Annotated in this window: 5 protein-coding genes; all 5 read left to right on the forward strand. The window is 61.1% G+C overall.

All coding sequences use genetic code 11. From position 1 onward, the window contains the following. The first annotated feature begins 128 nt into the window (after window positions 1-128). The 5 genes from MKZ91_RS26460 to clpX all read left to right on the forward strand — a co-directional run bounded on the left by MKZ91_RS26460 (window position 129) and on the right by clpX (window position 5,864). Entirely contained in the window at window positions 129-776 is a 648-nt protein-coding gene (locus MKZ91_RS26460) for a VOC family protein (RefSeq protein WP_336174015.1), read from the forward strand. 161 nt (window positions 777-937) lie between these two features. Then, the gene (locus MKZ91_RS26465) at window positions 938-1,795 is read left to right on the forward strand and encodes an endonuclease/exonuclease/phosphatase family protein (protein ID WP_336174016.1); all 858 of its coding nucleotides are present in this window, start codon (window positions 938-940) and stop codon (window positions 1,793-1,795) included. Between the two features lie 24 nt (window positions 1,796-1,819). Further along, the gene (locus MKZ91_RS26470) at window positions 1,820-3,379 is read left to right on the forward strand and encodes a phospholipase D family protein (RefSeq protein ID WP_336174017.1); all 1,560 of its coding nucleotides are present in this window, start codon (window positions 1,820-1,822) and stop codon (window positions 3,377-3,379) included. 291 nt (window positions 3,380-3,670) lie between these two features. After that, a complete protein-coding gene (locus MKZ91_RS26475) occupies window positions 3,671-4,303 on the forward strand; it encodes an ATP-dependent Clp protease proteolytic subunit (RefSeq protein WP_336174018.1) in 633 nt (210 codons plus the stop codon). 283 nt (window positions 4,304-4,586) lie between these two features. Further along, the gene (clpX, locus tag MKZ91_RS26480; protein WP_275023365.1) at window positions 4,587-5,864 is read left to right on the forward strand and encodes an ATP-dependent Clp protease ATP-binding subunit ClpX; all 1,278 of its coding nucleotides are present in this window, start codon (window positions 4,587-4,589) and stop codon (window positions 5,862-5,864) included. The last annotated feature ends 136 nt before the right edge of the window (window positions 5,865-6,000 follow it).

Consider the following 6,000-nt stretch of genomic DNA (forward strand, 5'->3'; position numbering starts at 1 on the left):
CGGCAAGCGCCGCTCCTCTAGCCGTCGGCAATTCGCCAGAAACAGGCTACGGGCGTTGCACAGGGCGCATCGGTCTTGAGGCCGAAAGGGCAATGCCCGCCGATCGGAAACAGACCGTAGCTGCGCCCATGCCCAATCTCGAAAACCTGAAGAAGCAAGCGAAACAGTATCTCAGATGGCATCGCGAGCGGTACTATCCGGTCGCTGCCGAAATCCGGGCCATCTTGCCGCGTTTCAGCGATCTTGATGGCAATGGCATTCTGAACGCTGACTTCAAGCTCGCCGACGCGCAGGAGCTCATCGCGCGCCAGATCGGGTTCGACAATTGGCGGGCGCTCAAATCAGGAGCCCTGGCGATGACCATGGAGACGAGACCCACCGTGACGCGGCCCTTGCTGCGATCGATGTCGGCACAGCTGTTTGTCGCCGATATCAAGGCTTCGTGCGATTTCTACCGTGACAAGCTCGGCTTCACGGTCGACTTCGTCTATGGCGATCCGCCGTTCTACGGACAGGTGAGCTGCGACAACGCCTTGCTTGCCTTGCGGCTTGTCTGCGAGCCGGTTTTCGTCGACGGGATTCGCGAGCGCGAAGACCTGCTTTCCGCGTCCATCACCGTGGGCTCGGCCGACGACATCAAGCAATTGTTTCTTACCTGCCAGGCTGCCGGCGTGCCATTTCACCAGCCGCTACGCACCGAACCTTGGGGAGCGCGCACCTTCATCGTGCTCGATCTGGATCGCAACCTGATCCTGTTTGCTGGACCGTCCGCGTGAACGCATTTTGACACCGGCGGTTGTCGATGTCGTCGCTGCGGCGCCGGCGTCGCCCTTGTGCCGAGCCGCGACTGCCACGAAAAACAACTTCGTCCGAGGCCCTTTTTCTGTGGCGTCGAGCGACCTATTTGCGCATGATGCGGCAGCAAGCAGGGAGCGGCATGGCAAAAAACCAATCGAGTCTTTCGGCGGGGATCGTTGCCGCGATCCGCAAGAGGCGCCCCACTGTGGTCCACCGCGAAGCGGCGGTAAACCGCGGCGACATCGTGATCGCCTCGTACAACATTCACAAATGCGTGGGCACCGATGGCCGCTTCGACCCCGGGCGCACGGCCAATGTGATCGGTGAACTGGGCGCCGATATTGTCGCGCTCCAGGAGGCGGACCAACGCTTCGGCGAGCGGGCAGGGCTGCTCGATCTCGACCATCTCCGCCGCGAGGCACATCTTGTTTCGGTGCCGATCTCGGGCTTCTCGCGCAAGGGGCATGGCTGGCACGGCAATGTATTGCTCCTGCGTGAAGGGGCCGTTTCCGACGTGCGCCAGCTGAAACTGCCGGGGGTCGAGCCGCGGGGCGCACTCGTTGTCGATCTCGACCTGAAGATCGGTCCCTTGCGCATCATCGCTGCCCATCTCGGTCTACTCCGGCATTCGCGCGCCCAGCAGGCGGAGGCGATCCTGGAGGCTGCCGCCGACGCGGACGGGCGGCCGACGCTGTTGATCGGCGACCTCAATGAGTGGCGGATGGGCCGTCGGTCGTCCTTGTCGTTCCTCAGCCCGATCTTCGACCCGTCGCATGCCACGGTCGCAAGTTTTCCGTCGCGTTTTCCGTTGTTGCCGCTCGATCGCGTGCTCGGCAATCCGCATAATCTGGTGACGTCGGTTGCCGTGCACGACTCGCCGCTCGCGCGAATTGCCTCGGATCATCTGCCTGTGAAGGCCTCGATCGATCTGAAAGCGGCGGCGCGCGATCACAGAGATGCCAAGCGCGTCGAAGCCGGCCGCGCGGGATCGGTCTGACAGGGAGCGCGAGGCAGGCAAACGATGTTGTCCTCGGTTCTCATGGCCGTCATCGTCCTCATCGGCGTGATCGCGGCAGCCATCCTATACGTCTATGGCTGGTTCGGCCGACGCCCGCACGGGCCACCGTCGACGGCTTTGCCGATCGCCGATGCCGGTACGCAGCTCGATCGTTTGGTCGCGCCGCTTCTTGAGGCGCATCCCTCTGCCAATGGCGTCGCCCTTGTCTCCGACAACATCGAAGCCTTCGTGGTAAGGGCGCATGCGGCGCGGCGCGCCGGTCGCAGCCTCGATCTGCAGTATTATTACTGGAAGGACGACCTGACCGGGATGCTGCTGGCGCGCGAGATCCTTGCCGCTGCCGACCGTGGCGTGCGCGTGCGTTTGCTGCTCGACGACATCAACGCCGGCATTCACGATCGCATGTGCATCGCGCTCGATGCTCATCCGAATGTCGACGTGCGCCTTTTCAATCCGAGCCGGGCGCGGACCGACCGCTTCCGCCGCGGCTTCGAGATGACAGTGCGTGCCTTCAGCGCCACACGCCGCATGCACAACAAGCTATGGGTGGCCGACGGTCGGGTGGCCGTTGCAGGCGGTCGCAATATCGGTGACGCCTATTTCGATGCGGCCGAGCTTTCCAATTTCCGCGACCTTGATGTCTGGATGGTAGGGCCGGTGCTGGGGCAGGCGTCGGCAATGTTCGACCGCTATTGGAACAGCGCCTCGGTGCTCCCGATCGCGTCGCTTCGCAGCCCGCGCAAGCAGTATCTACCAGCGCTGCATGACGCGGTGGACGGTCTTGCCCGCACGCCGGCTGGTCGCTTCTATCTGGAGCGTGTCGATGCGGCGATGGATGAGGACGCAATCTGCCATGGCACCCGGCGCCTTCATTGGAGTGCCGATGTGCGCCTGGCGGCCGACCCGCCGGAAAAGGCGCTGATGCAGAAGCGGCAGAACTGGTTGCTGCGCGAACTTTTCCCGTTGATCGAGGCGGCAACGCGCGATTTGCGGATCATCTCGCCCTATTTCATTCCCGGCGTCGCCGGCACGCGGGAGCTGACCGCGATCGCAGCGCGTGGAGCGCGGGTCTCTGTCCTGACCAATTCGCTTGCTGCCACCGACGTCGCGGCGGTTCACGGCGGCTACGTCAAGTATCGTCGCAAGCTCGTGCGGGCCGGCGTCGAGCTCTTCGAACTCAAGGAACAGGGCGATGTGGCCGACGGGCACCGCATGTCGCTGTTTGGCGCCCGCAATGCGAGCCTGCACAGCAAAGCCTTCGTCGTCGATGGCCTGAATGGCTTCGTTGGCTCCATGAATTTCGACCCGCGGTCGGCGTCGCTCAACACCGAAATGGGTGTTGTCTTCGAGGATGCAGCACTTGCGGGCGAGCTCGCGGCGATGTTTGATGAGGAGACATCGCCGGCGATCAGCTACAGGCTTGGCCTTGACGGCGCGCAACTGGTTTGGCGTGACCGCGCCGATGGTTCCGAGCGGCTGCTGCGGCACGAGCCGGACGCAAGCCTGGTGCGGCGTCTGATCGCCAGCGTCATACGCGTGCTGCCGATCGAGTCGCAACTCTAGGGTCGCGGATCCGCGGTCACCTGATTTACCACCCGTTTACTGACCCTTTGCGAATGGCTGTATGAAGTAGGCTGTTTGGCTCGTTGCCATGGGGCGCGGTGAAAAAACGTTCTATTGGCAACCGGGTGTGGAGCACCATCAATCTTCAGCTGGAAGACCGGTGCCGATTAAGGTTATCGGCGGTTCGCGACTTGAAGTGAAGGGTGTTGACACTCTATGTAGGAGCAGAAGGCCAATTCTGTGATTCCCGGTTCGCAAAGCTGTTGCGGGCCCGATTGATGAAGGTTCGATATGAGAAATCCCGTTGATACCGCCCTGGCACTGGTGCCGATGGTTGTCGAGCAGACCAACCGCGGTGAACGTTCCTACGATATCTTTTCGCGCCTTCTGAAAGAGCGCATCATCTTCGTGACCGGTCCGGTCGAAGATCAGATGGCGACGCTTGTCTGCGCCCAGCTTCTTTTCCTCGAAGCGGAAAACCCGAAGAAGGAAATTGCGCTCTACATCAATTCGCCGGGTGGCGTCGTCACCTCAGGCATGGCGATCTATGACACGATGCAGTTCATCAAGCCTGCAGTCTCGACACTTTGCGTCGGCCAGGCCGCCTCGATGGGTTCGCTGCTTTTGGCCGCCGGCCACAAGGACATGCGCTTTGCCACGCCGAATGCGCGCATCATGGTTCATCAGCCTTCGGGCGGCTTCCAGGGGCAGGCGTCCGACATCGAGCGCCATGCCAGGGACATCCTGAAGATGAAGCGTCGCCTGAATGAAGTTTATGTCAAGCACTGCGGACGGACCTACGAGGAAGTCGAGCAGACGCTTGATCGTGACCATTTCATGAGCGCGGACGAGGCTTTGGACTGGGGTATCGTCGACAAAGTGCTGACCTCGCGCGAAGAAATCGAAGGCGGCGAGCAGGCCTGATAACGCGCTTTTGTGTCGTGACAGATGTAATTGTGACACAATTGTAATGGCTGAAGGGCTTTATCGCTGGGGTAAAGCCGGTAATATGGACCGTTAATGCTATGTTGGATTCTGACAACATAGTGTCCGGATTGAGTTGGGAGAGTCGTTGCGGCTGCTTGGGGCGGGTCTGCCCTGTTGCAGTAAGTACTCCCGCAAGCCCTGCGTGAGGTTCAGGCGCAGGGCGATTGAGTGGTCCGCGATGCCTTTCCTGAGGTATCCGGCGTGCTGGAAGGAAGTGGAAATGAGCAAGGTCAGCGGAAGCAACGGCGGTGACTCTAAGAATACGCTTTATTGTTCGTTCTGCGGCAAAAGCCAGCACGAAGTCCGTAAGCTGATCGCCGGTCCGACCGTTTTCATCTGCGATGAATGCGTTGAACTGTGCATGGACATCATTCGCGAAGAGAACAAGACCTCGATGGTCAAGTCCCGCGACGGTGTGCCGACCCCTCAGGAAATCATCAAGGTTCTCGACGAGTACGTCATCGGCCAGCAACAGGCCAAGCGTATCCTGTCGGTTGCCGTGCATAACCACTACAAGCGCTTGGCGCATGCCGCCAAGGGCAGTGACGTCGAGTTGGCGAAGTCCAATATCATGCTCGTCGGCCCGACCGGTTGCGGCAAGACCTACCTCGCCCAGACGCTCGCCCGCATCATCGACGTGCCGTTCACCATGGCAGACGCCACGACGCTGACCGAAGCCGGTTACGTCGGTGAAGACGTCGAAAACATCATCCTGAAGCTGCTGCAGGCCGCCGACTACAATGTCGAGCGCGCGCAGCGCGGCATCGTCTACATCGACGAAGTCGACAAGATTTCGCGCAAGTCGGACAACCCGTCGATCACCCGCGACGTGTCGGGCGAGGGCGTTCAGCAGGCGCTTCTGAAGATCATGGAAGGCACGGTAGCCTCCGTGCCGCCGCAGGGCGGCCGTAAGCATCCGCAGCAGGAATTCCTGCAGGTTGACACGACCAACATCCTGTTCATCTGTGGTGGCGCCTTCGCCGGCCTCGACAAGATCATCTCCGCCCGTGGCGAGAAGACCTCGATCGGTTTCGGCGCCACGGTGCGTGCGCCGGAAGACCGCCGCGTCGGCGAAGTGCTGCGCGAACTCGAGCCGGAAGATCTCGTCAAGTTCGGCCTGATCCCGGAATTCATCGGTCGTCTGCCGGTTCTGGCGACGCTGGAGGACCTCGACGAGGACGCGCTGATCCAGATCCTGTCGGAGCCGAAGAACGCGCTCGTCAAGCAGTACCAGCGCCTGTTCGAGATGGAAGACGTGGAGCTCACCTTCCACGAGGACGCGCTGCGCGAGATTGCGCGCCGTGCGATCGTGCGCAAGACCGGCGCCCGCGGCCTTCGTTCGATCATGGAAAAGATCCTGCTCGACACCATGTTCGAGCTGCCGACGCTCGAGGGCGTGCGCGAAGTGGTCATTTCGGACGAGGTGGTCAAGGGTTCGGCGCGGCCGCTCTACATCTATTCCGAACGGTCGGACGAAAAGACCAACGTTTCGGCCTGACAAGACTGAAATATCGTTTGAGAAGCCCGCCTTGTGCGGGCTTTTTCATGTTCGCGCACTTAGGCTCAGGACCTATTAATTTCGTTTGAGATGTGATTCACGGTTCCGAAAGGAGACCGTGATGGGTGATTTGTTT

It is taken from the genome of Ensifer sp. MJa1 (genome assembly GCF_037026475.1).
Lineage (GTDB): Bacteria > Pseudomonadota > Alphaproteobacteria > Rhizobiales > Rhizobiaceae > Ensifer.

Coding starts and splice junctions, on each gene's coding strand:
- MKZ91_RS26460 (WP_336174015.1), top strand. CDS start 129: ATGCCCAATCTCGAAAACCTGAAGAAGCAAGCGAAACAGTATCTCAGA.
- MKZ91_RS26465 (WP_336174016.1), top strand. CDS start 938: ATGGCAAAAAACCAATCGAGTCTTTCGGCGGGGATCGTTGCCGCGATC.
- MKZ91_RS26470 (WP_336174017.1), top strand. CDS start 1,820: ATGTTGTCCTCGGTTCTCATGGCCGTCATCGTCCTCATCGGCGTGATC.
- MKZ91_RS26475 (WP_336174018.1), top strand. CDS start 3,671: ATGAGAAATCCCGTTGATACCGCCCTGGCACTGGTGCCGATGGTTGTC.
- clpX (WP_275023365.1), top strand. CDS start 4,587: ATGAGCAAGGTCAGCGGAAGCAACGGCGGTGACTCTAAGAATACGCTT.